At 71.3% G+C, this 20,419-nt stretch carries 16 protein-coding genes and 1 pseudogene; 10 read left to right on the top strand and 7 right to left on the bottom strand.

What is annotated here, in order from left to right; all coding sequences use genetic code 11:
• Positions 1-218: 218 nt before the first annotated feature.
• Positions 219-830, bottom strand: coding sequence for a DUF6801 domain-containing protein (locus tag ACZ7GX_RS12115; protein ID WP_498775704.1), 612 nt, complete (start codon positions 828-830; stop codon positions 219-221).
• Positions 831-1,074: 244 nt separating this feature from the next.
• Between ACZ7GX_RS12115 and ACZ7GX_RS12120 the strand changes: the two genes are divergently transcribed.
• Positions 1,075-1,701 (top strand): hypothetical protein, encoded by a 627-nt coding sequence (locus ACZ7GX_RS12120; RefSeq protein WP_498775706.1) that lies wholly within the window; start codon positions 1,075-1,077, stop codon positions 1,699-1,701.
• On the opposite strand, the gene ACZ7GX_RS12125 is transcribed toward ACZ7GX_RS12120, so the two are convergent.
• Positions 1,670-2,965, bottom strand: a complete 1,296-nt coding sequence (locus ACZ7GX_RS12125) for a PucR-like N-terminal domain-containing protein (RefSeq protein WP_498775708.1) — start codon at positions 2,963-2,965, stop codon at positions 1,670-1,672. The two genes, ACZ7GX_RS12120 and ACZ7GX_RS12125, sit on opposite strands and share 32 nt — an antisense overlap.
• A 133-nt stretch (positions 2,966-3,098) precedes the next feature.
• Positions 3,099-4,655 carry an AMP-binding protein gene (locus tag ACZ7GX_RS12130; protein ID WP_498775710.1) on the bottom strand — a complete coding sequence of 519 codons (1,557 nt, stop codon included), beginning with the start codon at positions 4,653-4,655 and terminating at the stop codon, positions 3,099-3,101.
• Positions 4,656-4,881: 226 nt separating this feature from the next.
• Between ACZ7GX_RS12130 and ACZ7GX_RS12135 the strand changes: the two genes are divergently transcribed.
• The 6 genes from ACZ7GX_RS12135 to ACZ7GX_RS12160 are packed head-to-tail and all read left to right on the top strand — an operon-like array spanning position 4,882 to position 11,029.
• Complete coding sequence (locus ACZ7GX_RS12135) at positions 4,882-5,976, top strand: MCE family protein (RefSeq protein WP_498775712.1); 1,095 nt, start codon at positions 4,882-4,884, stop codon at positions 5,974-5,976.
• On the top strand, positions 5,973-6,989 hold the full coding sequence (locus tag ACZ7GX_RS12140; protein ID WP_498775714.1) for an MCE family protein: 1,017 nt from the start codon (positions 5,973-5,975) through the stop codon (positions 6,987-6,989). Before ACZ7GX_RS12135 ends, ACZ7GX_RS12140 begins: the two co-directional genes overlap by 4 nt.
• A complete protein-coding gene (locus tag ACZ7GX_RS12145; RefSeq protein WP_498775716.1) occupies positions 6,986-7,966 on the top strand; it encodes an MCE family protein in 981 nt (326 codons plus the stop codon). The genes ACZ7GX_RS12140 and ACZ7GX_RS12145 overlap by 4 nt, the downstream gene beginning before the upstream one ends.
• The gene (locus ACZ7GX_RS12150) at positions 7,966-8,973 is read left to right on the top strand and encodes an MCE family protein (protein WP_498775718.1); all 1,008 of its coding nucleotides are present in this window, start codon (positions 7,966-7,968) and stop codon (positions 8,971-8,973) included. The genes ACZ7GX_RS12145 and ACZ7GX_RS12150 overlap by 1 nt, the downstream gene beginning before the upstream one ends.
• On the top strand, positions 8,970-9,935 hold the full coding sequence (locus tag ACZ7GX_RS12155; protein ID WP_498775720.1) for an MCE family protein: 966 nt from the start codon (positions 8,970-8,972) through the stop codon (positions 9,933-9,935). The genes ACZ7GX_RS12150 and ACZ7GX_RS12155 overlap by 4 nt, the downstream gene beginning before the upstream one ends.
• The gene (locus ACZ7GX_RS12160) at positions 9,935-11,029 is read left to right on the top strand and encodes an MCE family protein (protein WP_498775722.1); all 1,095 of its coding nucleotides are present in this window, start codon (positions 9,935-9,937) and stop codon (positions 11,027-11,029) included. Before ACZ7GX_RS12155 ends, ACZ7GX_RS12160 begins: the two co-directional genes overlap by 1 nt.
• Here ACZ7GX_RS12160 and ACZ7GX_RS12165 read toward each other — a convergent pair.
• From ACZ7GX_RS12165 to ACZ7GX_RS12180, 4 genes are all read right to left on the bottom strand, one after another.
• The gene (locus ACZ7GX_RS12165) at positions 11,026-12,309 is read right to left on the bottom strand and encodes a PIN-like domain-containing protein (protein WP_498775724.1); all 1,284 of its coding nucleotides are present in this window, start codon (positions 12,307-12,309) and stop codon (positions 11,026-11,028) included. The genes ACZ7GX_RS12160 and ACZ7GX_RS12165 overlap by 4 nt on opposite strands.
• Before the next feature lie 33 nt (positions 12,310-12,342).
• Positions 12,343-12,717 carry a YchJ family protein gene (locus ACZ7GX_RS12170; protein ID WP_498775726.1) on the bottom strand — a complete coding sequence of 125 codons (375 nt, stop codon included), beginning with the start codon at positions 12,715-12,717 and terminating at the stop codon, positions 12,343-12,345.
• Positions 12,718-12,728: 11 nt separating this feature from the next.
• A complete protein-coding gene (locus ACZ7GX_RS12175; protein ID WP_498775728.1) occupies positions 12,729-12,998 on the bottom strand; it encodes a hypothetical protein in 270 nt (89 codons plus the stop codon).
• A gap of 84 nt (positions 12,999-13,082) precedes the next feature.
• Complete coding sequence (locus tag ACZ7GX_RS12180) at positions 13,083-14,513, bottom strand: glycoside hydrolase family 6 protein (protein WP_498775730.1); 1,431 nt, start codon at positions 14,511-14,513, stop codon at positions 13,083-13,085.
• 429 nt (positions 14,514-14,942) lie between these two features.
• On the opposite strand from ACZ7GX_RS12180, the pseudogene ACZ7GX_RS12185 reads away from it, so the two are divergent.
• From ACZ7GX_RS12185 to ACZ7GX_RS12195, 3 genes and pseudogenes are all read left to right on the top strand, one after another.
• Positions 14,943-16,781: pseudogene (locus ACZ7GX_RS12185) on the top strand (glycoside hydrolase family 3 protein); the annotation flags it as partial.
• A 105-nt stretch (positions 16,782-16,886) separates the two neighbouring features.
• Positions 16,887-17,174, top strand: a complete 288-nt coding sequence (locus tag ACZ7GX_RS12190; protein WP_498776122.1) for a cellulose binding domain-containing protein — start codon at positions 16,887-16,889, stop codon at positions 17,172-17,174.
• A gap of 215 nt (positions 17,175-17,389) precedes the next feature.
• Positions 17,390-20,332 (top strand): glycoside hydrolase family 9 protein, encoded by a 2,943-nt coding sequence (locus tag ACZ7GX_RS12195; protein WP_498775732.1) that lies wholly within the window; start codon positions 17,390-17,392, stop codon positions 20,330-20,332.
• Positions 20,333-20,419 lie beyond the last annotated feature (87 nt).

Consider the following 20,419-nt stretch of genomic DNA (forward strand, 5'->3'; position numbering starts at 1 on the left):
CGAAGTTATGCACCAATTCGGAAAGAGCCACCACGACCCTGTGACGGACGTGGGGGGGGGGGCGGCCCTCCCCTCCCCCCCCCCCCCCCCCCCCCCCCCCCCCCCCCCCCCCCCCCCCCCTCCTCCCCCCCCCCCCCCCCCCCTCCCGCGCCCCCCCCCCCCCCCCCCCCCCCCCCCCCCCCCGCGGTCGGATCACTGCCCGGTGCCGTCGACGACGGTCAGGCCGCCGACACGGTGAAGGTGTGGAGCAGTGTGTTCTGGTTCGCCTTGAGCGTGCAGGCGGAGGTGAACGTGCCGAGGCCGGTCAAGCTGCCGTCGGCCCGGCGCGGCGTCAACGTGGTGCTGAAGGCGCCGACCCGGACCGTGGTCGTGCCCGCCCTGGTGAAGGTGACCGGCGCCGTGCCGCCCGTGGCGATGGTGTTGAACGAGCCGGACGCCGGGATGTTCGTCTTGGCCACCACGAGGTTGGCCACCACGTCCTGCACCGCGCCCGCGTTGTCCACCGCGGTGCTCGCGACGGCGGTGCCCTCCACGGTCGTCGCGCCGACCAGCCTGAGCCCGAGGGTGGCGCTCGACGGCACCGTGGCGATGGCGGTCACCCTCGTCGGCGGGACGGGCTGGCCGACCACCGCGGAGTCGGCCAGGTCGGCCACGGTGATGCGGACGGTCACGTCCTGCGTGCCGATCAACGGGAACGGGCAGCTGTACGACAGGGTCAGGCTCTTGGTGGCGGCCATGCCGGTGCCCGCGCCGGCGAACGCCACCGATCCGACGACGGCGATGGCGGCCGCGAGCGCGCCGACGACCCTACGGCCAGTGAGTTTCAGCATGTGCGTCTCCTCGTCGAGAGCAGTGCGGAAAACAGGGGTGTGCGATGGGCGACGGAAGGCTACTCGTCAGTAAAGTAGCTTTGTCGCGCAGGCTCGGCAAGTATTTCTTTCACGTTTGCCCGGCTGTGTCAGAGGTGCGATAAAAGCGCTGTAAAGGTTTGTCACGCACATGACAAATCATTGATCGGCGCTTGTGCGGGCCGCGTCCGGGAAAGTAGTTTCGGAGAATGAGCGGAGCCGTGCGGTGAGGGTCGCGGTGGTGCTGGCCGCGGTCGCCGCGCTGCTGGGCGCGGCACTGACCCCGACGTGGGTGGTGCGCCACGCCGAGGTGCGCGCGCCGGTGTCGACGGCCGGTATCAAGGTCTTCTACGAGGTCGAGGGGGTGAGCCGGATCCACAAGCTCCAGTCCGACCTCGCCCTCGGCCCCGGCACCCTCGAAGCCGAGATCGACTTGGTCGACGGCACCATCACCGGCGACCTCTCGCTGCCGCCGAGCTTCGGCTACTTCATCGTGTTCGGCTTCGTGCCCAACACCGCGCGCACCGACCTGATCCCGGTCGCCAAGGTCGTCGGCACGATCAAGGACGGCTACGTCAAGGCGAACGCCAGGGTCGTCGTCAAGCTCGGCGAGGTCGCCGTCAACGAGCAGCCGCTGGACGTCGGGCAGGCGTGCCAGACCGTCGAACCCGCGTCGATCGACCTGGAGGGTCCGTTCGAGCTGGCGAAGATGCGGATGAAGGGCGTCTACACGATCCCGCCTTTCGGTGGCTGCCAGGGCCGCGAGCGGCTCGACCCGCTGCTGACCGGTCTGATCTCGGGACCGGGCAACGCGATCGACCTCACGCTGACCTTGCTCCCGGGGACCCCGTGAACCCCGGCGGACCCGCCGGACCGAGCCTGCGCGGCTGTCCCCCCGCCCCGCCCAGCAATCGCAGCGCCCGCAGCGCGATGCCCATGTCGAACAACGCGTCCGGGTCGTGCAGCTTCGCCCCGAACAGCTCCTCCAGCTGTCGCAACCGGTAGCGGACCGTCTGCGGGTGCACGGCGAGGCTCGACGCGACCTCCGGCGCGCTGCCGCGCGTCTCCACCCACGCGGTCATCGTCTCCCGCATCCGCTGCTGCTGCTTCGGCGTCAGCCCTTCCAGCGGCGCCAGCGTCCGCTTCACCAGCTCCCGCACCAGCTCCTCGTCACCGAGCAGGAGCAACGTCGACAGGTGCTCGGTGGTGTCCACCATCGGCCGGTCCGCGATCACGCCCGACTGGATCAGCGTGATGGTGCGGCGCGCCCAGCGCAGCGACTGCCGCGCCGACGCCAGCGGCACGATCGGCCCGACGGCCGCGCGCCACCCGCCGAGCTTCTGCTCCAACGCGACCAGCTGCCGTTCGGGGTCGGTGAGCAGCAGGCACGGCTCGCTGCCCTCCAGGTCCATCAGGATGTCCTCGTGCAGCACCGGTATCGGCAGCTGGTGCTGGTCGGTGCGCCGTTCCAGCGCCACCACCAGCACCTTCTCCGGCAACGGCCAGTGCGCCGCCTCGGCCAGCTCGGCCAGCGCGTTCGGGTGGTAGCCCGGTTCGCCCAGCAGCAGTTCCAGCAATCGCTTGCGCCGCCGCTGCAACGCGCCCGCGTGCCGGGCCTGCGCCTCGGCGTAGCCCTCCATCGACCGCAGCGACAGCTCGTCGATGTAGGCGAAGATCGCCTCGGCGATCAGGCACATGGTGGCCAGCGGCACGCGTTCGGTCTGCCCGAACTCGGAGATCCGCCGCCACGCCACCCGGGCGCCGATCCGGTACGCCGTCTGCAGCAGGTCGAGGCTGCGCCCGGCGCTGACCTCGAGCTTGCCGAGCAGGCGGAACAGCTTGGCCCGGTCCTCCCGTTGCGCGGTCGGGTCGACCATCCGGTCGATGAACTGGTGTATCGCCTGTTCCACCCCCTCGACCACCACTTGGCCGAACATCCCCTCCAACTTCTGTGAATATTCGGCGATCTGGTTCTGGATTTCCCGGACCATGTCCACGGCCACGTCGCCGGCCCTGGCGCGGAACTTCGGCGCGAGGTCGGCGGGCAGTTGCTCCCACAGGTCCGCGTTCCCGATGAGCGGTAACTCGGAGGCTCGGAGTTCTCCGGTTCTGTTCATGCTGTTCGCCCACCACCAAACGGTCGGGTGTGATTCCGAACACTGTATTTTTGATCAAGAAAAGTTGTCAACCAGGGCGCACTCCCGTGACAAAGTCGCCAGTGTTGTCGTGCGTCGCATGACAAGAACGGCGCTAGCGGAGCTGCCGGCGCAGCACCTTGCCGGTCGCGTTGCGCGGCAGCGACGCCGTCAGCACGACCTCGCGGGGCACCTTGTGCCTGGCCAGCCGGTCGCGCACGAACAGCTTCAGCTCCTCCGGGTCGACCCGCGCGCCGGGCACCGGCACCACGAACGCGCGCAGCCGCTGCCCGAACTCCGCGTCGGGCACGCCGACCACCGCCGACTCCCGCACCTGGTAGTGCGTGGCCAGCAGGTTCTCCACCTCGCCCGGGTACACGTTCTCGCCGCCGGAGACGATCATGTCGTCCTCCCGGCCGTCGACGAACAGCCGACCGCTCCGGTCGAAGTGCCCCAGGTCGCCGGTGCTCACCAGGCCGTCGACGACGTCCTTGCCACCACCGCCGGAGTAGCCGCTGAACCGCAGCCGGCTGCCCACGAACACCCGGCCGACCACGCCCGGCTCGGTGATCCGGCGACCCTGGTCGTCGTAGACGCGCACCTGGCACGTGCGGGGCGGGCGGCCGACCGTGCCGGGCGCCTCGCGCAGGTCCTCGGGCGTGGCCACGGTCGCCACCGCCACCTCGGTCGACCCGTACAGGTCGTGGACGACGTCGCCGAACCGCTTGGTCGCCTCGGCGGCCAGCGGGGCCGGCAGGTCCGCCCCGGAGCTCAGCACCACCCGCAACGCCGACAGGTCGTGCGACTCCAGCTCCAACGGGCTCAGGTCGAGGATCCGCCGGAGCATCGTCGGCACGAGCATCAACGCGGTGGCCCGGTGCCGCGCGACCGACTCCACCGTCCGGCTCGCGTCGAACCTGCGCGCCAGCACCACCGCCGAACCCAGGCCCATCGCCAGGACCAGGTGCGCGAAGCCGATGCCGTGGAACACCGGCGCGGCGATCACCGTCACCTCGCGCGACCGCAGCGGCACGCGGTCGAGGAAGTCGACCGCGGCGAACGGCGAGCGCACCTCCCGGTGCGCGCCCTTGGGCGTCCCGGTGGTGCCGCTGGTGAGCAGCACGACGTCGCCCGGCCGCGCCGGTCGTGGCGGCTCGCGGTCGGGCGCCGACCGGATCAGCTGGTCGAGGTCGCCGGTGGAGAACCTGGCCACCGCGGGCGGCGCCTCCGCCAGCACGGGCTCGAAGTCGGGGTCGTGCACCAGCGCGGCCACCCGTTCCCGGCGCACCACGTCCGCCAGTTGCGGCCCGGCGAACCCGGTGTTGAGCAGCAGCACCCGCGCGCCGATGCGGGCGCACGCCAGCATCGCCTCCACCGGCCCGCGGTGGTTGCGGCACAGCACGGCCACCACGTGCCCCGCGCCGATGCCGGCCGCGTGCAGGGCGCGGGCCAGCGCCGCGGACCGCTCGTGCAGGTCGGCGTAGCCGCACGGGCCGGTCTCGTCGATCACCGCCGTGGCGTCGGGCTGCTCGCGCGCGGCGCGGAGCACCGACCCGAGCAGCGGGCCCCACGCGCGCACCTCGACCAGCGACCGCAGCGCCCGATCGGGCCGGTGCGCTTGGACCATTCCGGCGCGGTGGAGCACCCGGACGCAGTGCGGCAGCTGTGACACGCGGGCACCCCCGATTCTCGACAACGCCGATCATTGTTAGCCGCACCGCGGGCCGGGGCGCCAGGCCCCGATCGGGTTTGTGCATCCAGGTGAGTGTTCCGCGAACCGATTTTGTCATGCGCTTGACAAGGATTTGTGGTTGCTTGTGCGGTGGCACGTCCGTTAGTACCGTACTCGTCGGTAACGTTATTTCGGACTATTCCCATCACCCATTCGGAGAATACCCGTGGCATTGCGCCGTCGCCTGCTGGGGCTGCTGTTCGCCGCCCTCCTGGTCGCGCTGTGCGGTTTGTCCGTCGCGGCGTACCAGAAGGTGTTCACGTCCCGGGTGACCGTGCTGCTGCGCACCGACCACGTCGGCAACCAGCTCCAGGCCGAGTCGGACGTGAAGCTGCTCGGCGTGCTGGTCGGCGAGGTGCGGGCGATCCGCTCGCACGGCGACGGCGCCGAGGTCGAGCTCGGCCTGCGCCCGGACCAGGTCGGCCGCATCCCGGCGAACGTGTCCGCCCGGCTGCTGCCGAAGACGCTGTTCGGCGAGCGGTTCGTCAGCCTGGAGCTCCCGGACGACCCCGCCGGCGCGCTCGACGACGGCGCCGTGATCGAGCAGGACCGCACGTCCGGCGCGATCGAGCTGGAACGGGTGCTCGCGGACCTGCTGCCGACGTTGCAGGCCGTGCGGCCGGACAAGCTGTCCTCCGCGCTGACGTCGATGGCGCGGGCGCTGGACGGGCGCGGCGCGACCCTGGGGCAGGCGATCGTGGACCTCGACGCCTACCTGCGCGAGCTGAACCCGCACCTGCCCGTGCTCAAGGAGGACATCACCGCGTTCGCCGACGTCACCGGCGTGTACGCGGACGCGGGGCCGGACCTGGTGCGGGCGTTGGCGGACGCCACCGCGGTCAGCCGCACGATCGCCGAGCAACGCGCCGACCTCGACGCCGTGTACGCCAGCCTCACCACCGCTTCGGCCGACCTGACCGGCTTCCTCCGCGCCAACGGGGAGACCGTGGTGGCGCTGGCGGACCGGTCACGGCCGACGTTCGAGCTGTTCGCCACCTACTCGCCCGAGTTCGGGTGCGTGCTCGGCGCGGTCAACGCCATCCGGCCGCGGATGGACCAGGTGCTCGGCAAGGGCACCGACCAGCCGGGCGTGCACGCGGAGATCACGGTCGTGCCGCCGGGGGAGGAGTACGTGCCCGGCCGCGACGACCCCGTGCACCGCCGGGGCGGTGGTCCGCACTGCCCGTCCGGTCCGGTCAACGCGGTCGCCCCCGACCAGGTGCCCGACTGGGCGCGTCTGCTCACGGCGGGTGGCCGATGAGGAACATCGCCGCGCCGCTGACCAAGTTCCTGGTGTTCGTCGTGGTCACGGTCGCCGCGACCGGCTTCCTCGCGGCGACCATCGCGGGCAGCCAGGTCGGCTCCGCCGTCGTCTACGCAGCCCGGTTCACCGACGTCACGGCGTTGGCCGAGGGCGACGACGTGCGCATGTCCGGGGTGAAGGTCGGCCAGGTCGAGTCGATGGAGCTGGTGGACGACGAGCTGGTCGACGTGTCGTTCTCGGTCGCCGACGGCCGGTCGCTGTCCGCCGACGTCACCGCCACCATCAAGTACCGCAACCTGGTCGGCCAGCGGTACGTCGCGCTGGAGCAGCCCGCCGGGCGGATGGGGGAGAAGCTGCCGCACGGGGGCCTGATCCCCGTCGAGCGGACGACCCCGGCGCTGGACCTGACCACGTTGTTCAACGGGTTCAAGCCGCTGTTCCAGGCGCTGGACCCGGAGGACGTCAACAAGCTGTCGCACGAGATCGTCCAGGTGCTGCAGGGCGAGGGCGGCACGGTGGAGAGCCTGCTCGCGCACACCGCGTCGCTCACCTCCGCGCTGGCCGCCAAGGACGACGTCATCGGCAAGGTGGTGGAGAACCTGAACGCGGTGCTGGAGACGGTGAACTCGCGGGACGACCGGTTCGGCGAGCTGCTGACCTCGATGCGGCAGCTGGTGTCCGGCTTCGCCGCCGACCGCGAGCCGATCGGCAACGCCATCACCGGCCTGGCCGCGTTGAGCGACAGCACGGCGTCGCTGCTGGAGCAGGGACGCCAACCGCTCAAGGACGACATCGCCGCGCTCGGGCTGCTCGCGGGCAACCTCGGCGACGCGCCCGAGCTGGAGCCGTTCATCCGCAACCTGCCGGTGAAGTTCGAGGCCATCGGCCGCACCGCGTCCTACGGCTCCTGGCTCAACTTCTACCTGTGCTTCGCCTCCTCCGAGGCCCCGCCCGCGCCCGGCGGACCGCCGGTCGGCATCCCCGTCACCGAATCGAGGTGCCACCGATGACGCCCCAGCGGATCGAACGCAGACCGGTGCTGCTGGGAGCCGTAGGCCTCCTGGTCATCGCGATCACCGCCCTGCTCACCTTCTTCCTGGAGGACCTGCCGTTCTTCGGCGGCGGCGTGGAGCACACCGCCGAGTTCACCGAGGCGGCCGGCCTGCGCGTGGACGACGAGGTCCGCGTCGCGGGCCTGAAGGTCGGCGAGGTGACCGACGTCGGGCTGCACGGGGGCCGGGTGCGGGTGACGTTCCGGGTCGCCGGTGTCGAGCTGGGCGACCGCAGCCGGGCCGAGATCCGGATCAAGACCCTGCTCGGGCAGAAGTACCTGGCGCTCGACTCGGAGGGCCGCGACCCGCTCACCGACACCATCCCGGTCGAGCGCACCACCTCGCCCTACGACGTGATCGAGGCGTTCAGCGGGCTGTCGACGACGCTCGGCGAGATCGACACCGACCGGCTCGCGGAGAGCTTCCAGGTGCTCTCGGACACCTTCCGCGACTCGCCGGAGCACGTGAAGCAGGCGTTGGAAGGGTTGTCGGCGCTGTCGAAGACCATCTCCTCGCGCGACGAGCAGCTGGCGTCGCTGATCACGGGCGCGAACCGGGTCAGCGGGGTGTTGGCGGAGCGCAACAACGACTTCGCCGCGCTCATCACGGACGGCAACCTGCTGCTGGAGGAGGTCGGCCGCCGCCGTGACGCGATCGCGGCGCTGCTCGACGGGACCCGCGCGCTGTCGCGGCAGCTGTCCGGCCTGGTCGCCGACAACTCCGAGCAGCTGCGGCCCGCGTTGGAGCAGCTGGATCGGGTCACCGACGTGCTGCGGGCCAACCAGGACGCGCTGGAGCGGGGCCTCGCGCTGGCCGGGCCGTACTACCGGGTGCTGAACAACTCCCTCGGCAACGGCCAGTGGGTGGACACCTACCTGTGCGGGCTCGTGGTCGACCCGGGCGCGCGGCGCGACTGCCCGACGGGAGGCCGCTGATGTTCGCCCGGACGCGGGGCGGTCGCCGCCTGGTCGTGGCGCTGGCGCAGGGGTCCGTGCTGGTCCTCGTGGCGGCGGCGGTCGTGTGGTGGATCTTCCTGAGGCCTTCGCCGACGCGGGTCGCCGCCTACTTCACCGCCGCCGTCGGCGTGTACGAGGGCTCGGACGTGCGGGTGCTCGGCGTGCCGGTCGGCCGGGTGGTCGGCGTGCTGCCCGAGGGCGGGTCGGTGCGGGTCGACCTCGAACTGGACCACGGCGTGGAAGTGCCCGCCGACGCCCGTGCCGTGGTCGTGTCGCCGAACATCGTGGCCGACCGGTACGTGCAGCTCACGCCCGTCTACACCGGGGGCGACAAGATCGCGCCCGGGGCCGTGATCACCAGCGCGCGCACCGCGGGCACGGTCGAGCTGGACGAGCTGTACACGAGCCTGGACACGCTGCTGACCGCGCTCGGCCCGAACGGGGCCAACCGCGAGGGCGCGTTGTCCGACCTGCTGAACACGGGCGCGGCCAACCTGGACGGGACCGGCGCGGCGCTGGGCGAGTCGATCCGGCAGCTCGCGGACGCGGCGAAGACGTTGGCGGGGTCGCGGGACGACCTGTTCGGGACCGTGGACAACCTCCAGTCGTTCACGTCGATGCTCGCGGCGAACGACGAGCAGGTGGGGCGGCTGGCCGACCAGCTGGCCGACGTGTCCGGGTTCTTCGCCGCCGAGCGGGACGACCTGGGCGCGGCGTTGGGCGAGTTGGCCACCGCGCTGGAGCAGGTGCGGGGTTTCGTGCACGACAACCGCGAGCGCGTGAAGTCCAGTGTGGACGACCTGGCCGTGCTGACCGGGACCCTGGTGCGGCAACAGGAGTCGTTGACCGAGATGCTGGAGGTCGCGCCGGTCGCGTTGCACAACGTGGTGAACGCCTACGACCCGGCGACCGGGACGTTGAACGCGCGCGCCAACCTGAACGAGTTCGTGACCGACCTGCTGAGCGTTCCCGGAGGTGCGCGGTGAGGCGGCTGGCGGCGGTGGGGCTCGTCCTGGTGCTGACGGGGTGCTCGGCGATGCCGAGCGCGTACGACCTGCCGCTGCCCGGCGGCGCGGACCTCGGCGACCGGCCGTACCGGGTGACCGTCGAGTTCGACGACGTGCTCGACCTCGTGCCGCACGCCGGCGTGAAGGTGGACGACGTGGCGGTGGGCAAGGTCGAGGACATCGGGTTGTCCGAGGACGGCTCCACGGCGCTGGTGCGGGTCGCGGTGCGCGGTGACGTGCTGCTGCCGTCGAACGCCCTCGCCCGGCTGCGGCAGTCGAGCCTGCTGGGGGAGAAGTACGTGGAGCTGGCCGTGCCCGACGAGCGGTCGGCGTCGCCGCTGGTGGACGGGGCGGTGATCCCGGTGACGCGGACCAACCGCAACCCCGAGGTGGAGGAGGTGTTCGGCGCGTTGTCGATGCTGCTCAACGGCGGCGGCATCGCGCAGATCCGGGACATCTCACGGGAGCTGAGCGCCGCGCTGTCCGGCAACGAGGCCGCGGTGCGGTCCCTGCTGTCCACTGTGGACTCTTTCGTCGGCGCGATGGACTCGCACAAGGGCGAGATCACGCGCGCTCTCGAAGGGATGGACAAGCTCGCGTCCTCCCTGGAGGCGCGCAAGGGCGACATCGGCGAGGTGCTGGACGGGCTGGAGCCGGGTCTGCGGGTGCTGAACGACCAGCGCGGGCAGCTGGTCGGGCTGTTGAACGCGTTGCGCGAGCTGTCCGACGTCGCGGTGGACACGGTGAACCGCAGCCGTGACGACCTGGTGGCCGACCTGCGGGCGCTGGAGCCGACGTTGCGGCGGCTGGCCGAGTCCGGGCAGAACCTGCCGCAGTCGCTGGAGATGCTGCTGACGTTCCCGTTCACCGACGCCGTGCTCGACGGCATCAAGGGCGACTACCTCAACACCTACCTGACCCTGAAGCCCGGAGGGCGTTGATGATCACCCGGCGGATCCGGTTGCAGGTCGCGCTGTTCGCGGTCATCGCGCTGCTCGGCGTCACGTACGTGAGCGCGAAGTACGTCGGGCTCGTGGTGGTGGACGACGGCTACGCGGTCAGGCTGGAGCTGGCCCGCACCGGTGGCCTGTTCACCGGCGGCGAGGTGACGTACCGGGGTGTGCCGGTGGGCCGGGTCGGGCCGATCCGGCTGGGTGACGGGCAGGTCGAGGTCGAGTTGCGCATCGCGGCGGGCGCGCCGCCGATCCCGGTGGACCTGGAGGCGGTGGTCGCGAACCGCTCGGCGGTGGGCGAGCAGTACGTCGACCTGCGGCCGCGCCGGGACAGCGGGCCGTACCTGGGCGACGGTTCGGTGATCGAGCGGTCGCGGACCAGGCTGCCGCTGCCGGTGGAGCAGGTGCTGACCAGCCTGGACGACCTGGCGCGCTCGGTGCCGGTCGAGTCGCTGCGGACCGTCGTGGACGAGCTGGACCAGGCGTTGCGGGGCACCGGGCCGGATCTCCAGGTGCTGCTGGACGCCACGACCGAGTTCATCGGGACGGCCGGCGCGCACCTGCCGCAGACCACGCGGTTGCTCGACGACTCCGTCGCCGTGCTGCGGACCCAGCTGGACCACTCGGCCGCGATCAACTCGTTCGCCGACAGCGCGCTGCTGGTCGCGTCACGGCTGCGTGAGTCGGACGGCGACCTGCGGCGGCTGATCGGGGCCGTGCCGGGCGCGTCGGCGGAGGTGAGCGCCCTGCTGCGGGAGTCGGGGCCCAACCTCGGCATCGTGCTGGCCAACCTCCTGACCACGGCGGACGTCCTCGTCACCCGGCAGGGGGCGTTGGAGGAAGTCCTGGTGACCGTGCCGGACGCGGTGTCGGTGGGCGCGTCGACCGTCGCGTCCGGCCAGGCCCGGTTCGGCCTGGCGCTGACGTTCTTCGAACCCCCACCGTGCACCGCGGGCTACGAGGCCACCCCGCGCAAGAGCGGCCTGGACACGTCGGTCGGCCCGTTCAACACCGACGCCGCCTGCACCCTCCCGCGCGGCTCCGCCACCGGCGTCCGGGGCTCCCAGAACGCACCGCGCTAGTCCGGAACTCCGTCCAGGTCAACCTCGTCGGGCTCGTTCTCGAGGATGGCCACCATCTCGACCGGGATGTGGAACGCGAACGCCGTGACGCCGTTGTAGGCCGGGGTCAGCGCGGGCTCGACACCCTCTGCCACGATGCCGCGGCTCTGCAGCATGCGCGTGATGCGTGCGGTCGGTTTGGTGAAGCCTCGCAGCGACCGTTCGTCGTTGAACCCGCCGATCCGGTAAATCGTCTCGCGATCGATCCACCCCTCCTGTCTGGCCGCCTGACGGATGACCTCGGCTTGTGGTCGTTCCTCGAAGTCGAGCTGCCGGAGCAGCTCGGCCACGCCGGCGGGCGTCCAGGTCGCGCTCTCCTGGCTCTCGCTCACCCGCGCGACGTCGCTCACGGACTCGCTGCGCACCTCGACCTCGATCGCCGCCGCCCGTTTGAGGAGGTCGACGGGCCGCATCATGTAGAGCTGCTTGCCGGACGCGGCGGCGAACTGCTCCACCAGCTCGACGCGCGGACCGAGGAATTCCGACCGGTAACGCCACCACCAGTCCTCCTTCTCGTCACCGGTCACGAAGAGCAGGTCCGCGTCACGCCGCGCCGCCTCCTGGACCGCCTGCGCCCAGACGAGGTAGTCGCCGGCCGCGCCCTCGGGCAGGTTCGACTCGTCCTTGCCCGCGTCGAGGTAGCCGGGTGGCTCCTTCGCGGCGGCACGTCGTTTGCCCTCCTTGACCAGTTCGGTCCACCGGGTGGGCTCGGGCTTCGCGCCCACCTTGCCGCGCAGGAGCGCTTCCAACTGGTCGAGCACCGGCTCGCGTCCCGGCACCCCCGGCGAGTCGGGCGACGCCGGGGTGTGTGATCCGATGACGTCCACCAGGTCCTGGTGCAGCTTGGCGACCTTGCGCACGAGGTCGTCGCGCACCGCGTCGGCCAACGCCGTGGTCTTCGCCCACTGGTGCAACGCGTCGTCAGCGGCCCGCTGCTGCTTGCCCAGCGCGGTGAGCACCTGGTCGGTGGCCACCGCACGGCCTGCCAGCACGGTCAGCCGGTTGCGCCAGAACTCGCGCATCACCTGGTGCGGCACCCACAGCCGGTCACCCACCCCGCGCAGCAGGCCGAGCAGGTCGTCGCGCGTCGACTCGTTGTACCGGTACAGGTTGAGCAGGACGTTCGCGTCGACCACGACCAGCGCGGAGCGGAGGGCGTCGGCCAACTCGTCCTCGGACGGGCGGCGATAACCGGGGAAGGCGTCGTAGATCCCTAAGCTGCCATCAGCCTGCTCGACCATGTCCGGTAGATCGTCCTGGCGGCGGCCGGTGTTTCAGGCGGGGGAGACGTAGAACCAGGCGCCGTCCTCGCGGACGAAGCGGCTGTTCTCGTGCAGCTCGTCGCGGTGGCCCTGCCAGCGGTAATGGGCGCGGAACTCGACCGTGCCCGTCGTCTGGAACGGGGTGCCGCCGGTGTGCGAGAGGATCTCCAGGTGGGTCCAGCGCTGGTCCGGGTCCAGGTCCAGCGACGCCGGCCGGGTCGTCGGGTGCCACGTGGCCAGGAGGTAGTCCTCGTCGCCCACCGCGAACGCGCTGTAGCGGGAGCGCATGAGGGCTTCCGCGGTCGGCGCCTTGCGCCGCCCCTGGTGCAACGGGCCGCAGCACTCCTCGTAGGGCTCACCCCGGCCGCACGGGCAGCGGTCGCTCATCCCGGGGGCGGTCATTCCGGCCGGTCGCAGGCGGTGCGGCCGGAACGGTCGTAGCGCACCCACGCCAGCGCGTTCTCCGCCTCGCGGTCACCGGACGCCGCCTCCGCCGACAGCGACGCGTGCACCTGGTAGCGCAGGTCGGCGGGCACGGCCGGGTTGGTGAGCAGGTTCGCGCGGACCACCGGGCTCGGGTCGTCGGCGAGCGCCGCCAACGCCTCGGCGGGCGCGGACGGGTCGGTCGACAACGCCTCGCGCGCGGCGACGGACATCGGTTCGGTCACGTGCACAAGGATATAAGGAGAGCGGCTCCCCTCCCGTTGACTGCCAGTCGGGGAGGGGAGCCGCTTGAGGGCTGGGCTACGGCGTCAGCCGCACGCCACACCGTTCAAAGTGGGAGAAGTGAACGGTGGGGTACCGCCGCTGAAGCTCGCGTTGTAACCGATGGTCGCGGTACCACCGGTCGCGAGTCCGCCGTTCCAGGCCGCGTTGCCGACGCGGACGATGTCGCCGCCGTCGGTCCACGTCCCGTTCCAGCCCTGGGAAACGGTCACGCCGGGCGCGGAGAACGTCAGGGTCCAGCCGGTGAGGGCCGCGCCCCGGTTCTCGATGACGATCTCGCCGGTGTAACCGCCCGACCACTGGCTCACCACGCGGTGCGTCACCCTGCATCCGTCCCCTGGAGGCGGAGTGGTGGTCGTGGTGGAAGTGGTCGTGGAAGTAGTAGTGGTGGTGCTCGTGGTCGTGGAGGTAGTGGTGGACGTCGTCGTGGTGGTGGACGTCGGGCCGGCGGCGATGGCCAGGTCGTAGGCGCGCTGTGGCACGAACTGGCCCGCCTGTGCGATGCAGCCGTCGGCCTCGCCGGGCAGCTTGACCCAGAGGAACCCGGCGATGCGGGAGTCGCCGGTGCTGGTCGTGCTGGGCGTGCCGATGGCGCGCCCGGCGGGGTCGCACCACTCGGTGCCCAGCGGGCCGTTGCCGTTGCGGCTGGTGTCGATCACGGCGGTGAGCCTGCCGTCGCCGACGGCGTTGAGGATGTTCTTGGTGTAGGCCACCTCGTCGGACGTCCTGCGGTAGTTCGACACGTTCGACGCGATGCCGTCGGCGCTGTTGGAGATGTCGGCGGCGCGCAGCCGGTTGGCGGCCTCCGACGGGGACAGCCACGCCGAGTTGCCGATGTCGTAGTACACCTTGGCCTGCCCGGAACCCGACTTGAGCTTCTTGCCCGCGTAGGCCATCGACGCCCTGGTCTGGTTCTGCTGGTCGGCGCTCTGGCAGTTGCTCATGATCGGCAGTACGTCCGGTTCGAGCACGATCCACGCCGGCCGACCCGCCAGCCCCGCCGCGACCTCGTCCACCCAGGCGCGGTAGGCCTCGTGGGAGGGCGCGCCGCCGCCACTGGCGCCACCGCAGTCGCGGTTCGGGATGTTGTAGACCACCATGATCGGGATCTTCCCGGCCGACGCCGCCGCGCCGACGTAGGAGTTGACCTCCGAACGCACCGTCGAGGTGTTGGTGGTGGTGAACCACCGCGCCGCGGGAACCGAGGCGATCCGGTCCCGGATCACCGCCGCCCGCGAGTCGTTGGGGTTCTGCGCGACCCACCTCGCGGACGAGGTGTTCGGGTCGACGTAGAACGCCGAGTCGGCCGCCTGCGCGGTCGTCGCGCCGCCGCCGAGGACCAGGGCAACGGCGCTGGCCACCAGAGCGCTGGAGAGCGCGCCCGCCGCGGCCAGCCTCGCCTTGTGGCGTGGCCGTCGGACGTCGGTGCCGGATTCGTGGGCGTTGTGTGCTCGCATCGGAAGGTCCTCGCAGCGTCGGTGCTGAACGGGGGCGGACTTCGGCTGGGAGCGCTCCCAGGTGGCAGGACTGTAGCCAGTCGGAAACGGTGAAGAAAAGAGGTCGTGATCCACCGGTGACCCCCGCCGTTTCTCACGGTCCGTGAAGAGAACGCCGGATGAACAGTGCCTGAGACGGGTCAGCCGCCGACGAACGCGCGGTTCGCCACTGAGGGTGAGCATTTCCTGGGTCGACTGCTCCGATCAGGTTACTGAGACCCAGGTCACGGCGGAGTCGAAGTTGATGTCGAAAATTTGTCGAATTACGCCGTGCGGTCGCCGTGGCAATACGCCGAAAAGCTCATCACTGGTGCACGGAACCGGACATTCTTAGTCTGGGAACGCTCCCAGCACTCTCCCGGACCCTGTCCTCGCCCCGGAGGCAACGCAATGACGCGCACTCCCTCCCGACCTGTCGCGGTGGCCGCGACGACGGCCCTCCTGGCGGCCGTCGCCCTCGCCGCCACCGTGCTGGTGCCGCACCTGCGGCCGGTCGCCACCGCGCAGGTGGCGGCCCAGGCCGACCCGCGGGTCGAGCAGCTGCTCGCCCGCATGTCGCTGGACGACAAGGTCGGCCAGATGACCCAGGTCGACCGCGGCGCCCTCGGCTCCGCCGCGGACCTGGCCACCTACCGGATCGGCTCGCTGCTCTCGGGCGGCGGCTCCGCGCCGACGCCGAACACGCCCCAGTCGTGGGCCGACATGTACGACAACTTCCAGCGCACGGCCATGTCCACGCCGCTGGGCATCCCGCTCGTCTACGGCGTGGACGCGGTGCACGGGCACAACAACGTGCGCGGCGCGACGATCTTCCCGCACAACATCGGCCTGGGCGCCACGCGCGACCCCGGGCTGGTCCAGCGCATCGGCGAGGCCACCGCGAAGGAGGTCGCGGGCACCGGCATCGACTGGAACTTCGCGCCCTGCCTGTGCGTCGCGCGCGACGACCGGTGGGGCCGCACCTACGAGTCGTTTGGCGAGGTGCCGGAGATTCCCACCGCGATGACCAGCTACATCGACGGGTTGCAGGGCGCGACCCTCGGCGGCACGCCCGGCTCGGTGCTCGCCACCGCCAAGCACTTCATCGCCGACGGCGGCACGGCCGCGGGCGACGACCAGGGCGACGCCCGGATCACCGAGCAGGAGCTGCGCACGGTGCACCTGCCGCCGTTCAAGGCCGCCGTCGAGCGCGGCGTCGGCTCCGTGATGATCTCCTACAGCAGCTGGAACGGCGTCAAGGCGCACGGTCACCGCTACCTGATCACCGACCTGCTCAAGACCGAGCTCGGCTTCACCGGCTTCGTGGTCTCGGACTGGGCGGGCATCGACCAGATCGACGGCGCGACCGGGTTCACCGGCGCCGAGGTCGCCGCGGCGGTCAACGCGGGCATCGACATGGTCATGGTGCCGACCGACTACCGGCGGTTCATCAGCCTGCTCAAGGCCGAGGTGCAGGCCGGTCGCGTGAGCACGGCCCGCATCGACGACGCCAACCGCCGCATCCTGACCAAGAAGTTCGAGCTCGGCCTGTTCGAGCGCCCGCTCACCGACCGCTCGCTGACCTCGACGGTCGGCTCGGCCGCGCACCGCGACCTGGCCCGCCAGGCCGTGCGGCAGTCGCAGGTGCTGCTGCGCAACGACGGCGTGCTGCCGCTGGCCAAGTCCGGCCGGTACTTCGTCGCGGGCAAGTCGGCCGACGACATCGGCAACCAGAGCGGCGGCTGGACGATCACCTGGCAGGGCGGCAGCGGCAACACCACGCCCGGCACCACGATCCTCCAGGGCATCCGCGACCTGGTCGGCTCCGGCGCGTCGATCACCCACGACCGGTACGGCGCGGGCGTGGACGGCTCGTACGACGCGGCCATCGCGGTGGTGGGGGAGACCCCGTACGCCGAGGGGCAGGGCGACCGGCCGTACGGCCTCGGCCTGGACCGCGAGGACCTGGAGACGATCAACCGGCTCCGCTCGGCGGGCATCCCGGTGGTCGTCGTGCTGGTGTCCGGACGCCCGCTGGACATCGCGAACCAGGTCGGCGACTGGGACGCGCTGCTCGCCTCCTGGCTGCCCGGCACCGAGGGCCGCGGCGTGGCGGACGTGCTGTTCGGCGACTACAACCCGACCGGCAAGCTGCCCATGACCTGGATGAACAGCGGTTCGCAGCAGCCGATCAACGCCGGTGACGGCAAGGCCGCCCTCTACCCGCTCGGGCACGGCCTGAGCTACCGCCCCATCACCACCAGCACCACGCCGACCAGCACCACCACCTCGACGACGACCACCACCACGACCACGACGACCACGACGACCTCCGTGCCCCCGCCCGGCGGCTGCGTGGCCACGGCCCGCCTCGCCGGCTCCTGGCAAGGCGGGTTCCAGGCCGAGGTCACCGTCGCCAACACCGGAACCGCTCGGCTGAACGGCTGGACGGTCACCTGGACGAGGCCCGGCGACCAGACGATCAACTCGCTCTGGAACGGCACGCTGACCCAGTCCGGCACCTCGGTGTCCGTGGACGACGTCGGCTGGAACGGCACGCTCGCACCCGGGGCTTCGGGGTCCTTCGGGTACACCGCGAGCGGCTCGGCGGTCACGCCCGAGCTGACCTGCCGGGCGAGGTAGCGCCGAGCCGTGGTCACGTTCTGGGAGCGCTCCCCCACGCTGGGTCATTCGGTCCAGCGCCGGCCACCGTTCGGCGCAGAGGCGGGACGCCTGCAAGCCGAATTTGTCAAGGCTTTGTGGCTGAACCCTCTTTTCACGGTGTTTCGTTGCCGTTACAGTCCCGGACTGGGAGCGCTCCCAGAAACCTCCACCGCCCTGCCCCTCGGAGGCACCGCATGCGACGACGCATGTCCGGTGCGCTGGCCGGCACGCTAGCCGTGCTGGTCAGCGCCTTGACGCTGACCCCGTTCCAGCCGTCCGCGACGGCCGCGCCCGCGTTCAACTACGGCGAGGCCCTGCAGAAGTCGATCTGGTTCTACGACGCCCAGCGGTCCGGCGACCTGCCCGCGGACAACCGGGTGAACTGGCGCGGCGACTCCGCGCTGCGCGACGGCAGCGACGTCGGCCTCGACCTCTCGGGCGGCTTCTACGACGCGGGCGACCACGTCAAGTTCGGCCTGCCGTTCGCGGCCACGATGTCGATGCTGGCGTGGGGCGCGGTGGAGAACCGCGACGCCTACGAGAGCTCGGGCCAGCTGCGGCACCTGATGGCGAACCTCAAGTGGGGCACGGACTGGATCATCAAGGCCCACCCGTCGCCCAACGTGGTGTACGGGCAGGTCGGCAAGGGCGACGACGACCACAAGTGGTGGGGCGCGGCCGAGGTCATGCAGATGGCGCGCCCGTCGTACAAAGTGGACGCGTCCTGCCCCGGCTCGGACCTGGCGGGCGAGTACGCCGCGGCGATGGCGTCGGCCTCGATGGTGTTCAAGGCGACCGATCCCACCTACGCCGCCACGCTGCTGACCCACGCCAAGCAGCTCTACAGCTTCGCCGACACCTACCGCGGCAAGTACAGCGCCTGCATCACCGACTCGGCGAACTTCTACAACTCCTGGAGCGGCTACCAGGACGAGCTCGTGTGGGGCGCGATCTGGCTGTACCGCGCCACGGGCGACGCGAGCTACCTGGCCAAGGCCAAGGCGGAGTACCCGAAGCTGTCCACGGAGCCGCAGACCACCACGCGGTCCTACCGGTGGACCATCGCGTGGGACGACAAGTCCTACGGCGCCTACGTGCTGCTGGCCAAGCTGACCGGCGAGGCCGAGTACGTCGCCGACGCGAACCGGTGGCTGGACTACTGGACCACCGGCTACAACGGCAACCGGGTGCGCTACTCGCCGGGCGGCCAGGCGCACCTGGACACCTGGGGCTCGCTGCGGTACGCGGCCAACACCGCGTTCGTCGCGCTGGTCTACAGCGACTGGCTGCGCGAGCGCGACGCCGCGAGGGCGACCACCTACCACGACTTCGGCGCGCGGCAGATCAACTACGCGCTGGGCGACAACCCGCGCAACGCCAGCTACGTCGTCGGCTTCGGCGCCACCCCGCCGCGCAACCCGCACCACCGCACCGCGCACGGCGCGTGGGCCGACACCATGCAGGACCCCGTCACCAGCAGGCACGTGCTGTACGGCGCCCTGGTCGGCGGCCCCGGCACGAACAACGACTCCTACAAGGACGACCGCACCGACTTCGTCGCCAACGAGGTCGCGCTGGACTACAACGCCGGGTTCACCGGCGCGCTCGCCCGGCTCTACAAGGAGTACGGCGGCACGCCGCTGGCGAACTTCCCGGTCGCGGAGGCCACCGACGGCCCCGAGCTGACCGTGCAGGCCTCGGTCAACCAGAGCGCGACCGGCTTCACCGAGATCAAGGCGTTCGTGCTCAACAAGACCGCGTGGCCCGCCCGGATGTTCAACGGCTCGCTGCGCTACTACTTCACCCTCGACGGCGCCACCACGCCCGACCAGGTCACCGTCACCACGAACTACAACCAGTGCGGCACGCCGGGCGCGCCCAAGCAGCACAGCGGCTCGGTGTACTACGTGGACGTGCCGTGCCCCGGCGTGTACCCCGGCGGCCAGTCCGCGCACAAGCACGAGGTCCAGTTCCGCATCACCAGCGCCGGCACCTGGGACCCGTCCAACGACTGGTCGTACGAGGGCCTGGGCACAGGCAACACGGTCGCGCTGACCGACCGCGTGGTGCTCGTGCAGGACGGCCAGGTGCAGTGGGGCAAGGAGCCCGGTCCGGCGGTGGTGGACCGCGAGGCGCCCACCGTCCCCACCGGGCTGCGGGCGGTCGCCGGTCCGAACAACACCTTCACCCTGGGCTGGAACGCCTCCACCGACAACGTCGGGGTGGCCGGCTACGACGTGCTGCGGGCGGACGGCACGGTCGTAGGTGCCACGGCCACCCCGACGTTCCCCCTCTCCGGCCTCGCGCCGGGCTCGCACTCCTTCTCGGTGCGGGCCAAGGACGCGGCGGGCAACGCGTCGGCGGCGAGCACGCCGATCGTGATCACCGTGGCGGACAACGGCGACCGCGAGGCGCCGACCGTCCCGGGTGGACTGACCGCCTCCGCGATCACGAGCACCGGCGCGACGATCACGTGGACCGCCTCCAGCGACAACAACGCCGTGGTGGGCTACGACATCGTCCGCCCGGACGGCTCGGTCGCGGCCACCACGACCGGCGTGAGCCACCAGTTGACCGGCCTCACCGCCGACACCGCCTACACCTTCGCCGTCCGAGCCCGGGACGCCGCCGGCAACGTCTCCGCCGCGAGCACCGCGGTGACGTTCCGGACCACGCCGGGCGGCGTGAGCGGCCCGGTCGCCGTGCAGCAGCGCGGCAACGGCTCGGCGAGCGCCAACCAGATCGGCGCGACGCTCGCCGTGGTCAACCGCGGCGCCACGGCGGTCGACCGGTCCACCGTCACCCTCCGGTACTGGTTCACCGGTGACACCGCCAACGCCAACTACCAGGTGTTCTGCGACTGGGCGGTGGTCGGCTGCGCCAACGTGCGCGCCACCGTCGTGAAGCTGCCGAACGCACGGCCGGGCGCGGACTCCTACCTCCAGGTGTCCTTCACCGCGGGCACGCTCGCCGCGGGCGCGAGCACCGGCGACATCCAGTTGCGGGTGGCCAAGTCCGACTGGTCGACCTTCAACCAGGCCGACGACCACAGCTACCGGGTGAGCGCGACCCTCACCGACTTCGACCGGGTGACCGCCTACACCGGCGGAACCCTCGCCTGGGGCACGGAGCCCTAGCACCCAGACTCGGCACGGGACGTTCTGCGCGCCCAGGCGTCCCGTGCCGACTCCACTCCGCCCCGCCCTTTCAAGCTCGCGGGTCAA

This window comes from Actinosynnema sp. NPDC037264 (genome assembly GCF_055603705.1).